General features: G+C 39.4%; 1 protein-coding gene. It reads left to right on the forward strand.

Going from position 1 to position 564, the window contains the following annotated elements; genetic code table 11:
• Positions 1 to 158: 158 nt before the first annotated feature.
• Positions 159 to 485 carry an ATP-binding protein gene (locus DDE80_RS14585; protein ID WP_235612356.1) on the forward strand — a complete coding sequence of 109 codons (327 nt, stop codon included), beginning with the start codon at positions 159 to 161 and terminating at the stop codon, positions 483 to 485.
• Positions 486 to 564: the final 79 nt, after the last annotated feature.

Raw genomic sequence — 564 nt, forward strand, 5'->3', positions numbered from 1 at the left:
AGCCATCAATATCAAAAATGAAGGCATTCGCCTATTGGCATTAGCATAGAAACAAAAACTCTTGGAACAAGAGGGTTAGCTCGGTCAGTTTTCGTTGGCTAGTAAAAGCAACGATAAGTCGAGAAGCTCCCACTTCAATTAGACCGCAAGGTCAATAAGTGGCGGGTATTTCACGTGTGTTGATTGCTGCGTACAACAATCCAAATGCCTGTGTCGTTGTGGATGAAATTGATGCGGGTGTATTTGAATTTTTACTGGGTGAGCTTTTAGAGGTTATTAAAGAAGGCGGCCAAGGTCAGCTCATTTTCACTTCGCATAATCTCCGTATTTTAGAAGTATTAACACCGAAGGATTTATGGTTTACTACCGCAAATGAGAGTAATCGCTACATCCAATTAAAAGGCATTAAAAAAATGAATAATATGCGAGACGTTTATTTACAGATTTCCCGAACGAGAAAGCCCTTGCCTTTAGGCTTGGGATGAAAGTGAGGTCAGATAAGGAACACCTACTAGGGTGTTCTAATTATCTGAATTTTTCTATGTCTTTTTATTGTAGTTAGAG

This window comes from Metalysinibacillus jejuensis (assembly GCF_003057615.1).
GTDB classification, from domain to species: domain Bacteria; phylum Bacillota; class Bacilli; order Bacillales_A; family Planococcaceae; genus Metalysinibacillus; species Metalysinibacillus jejuensis.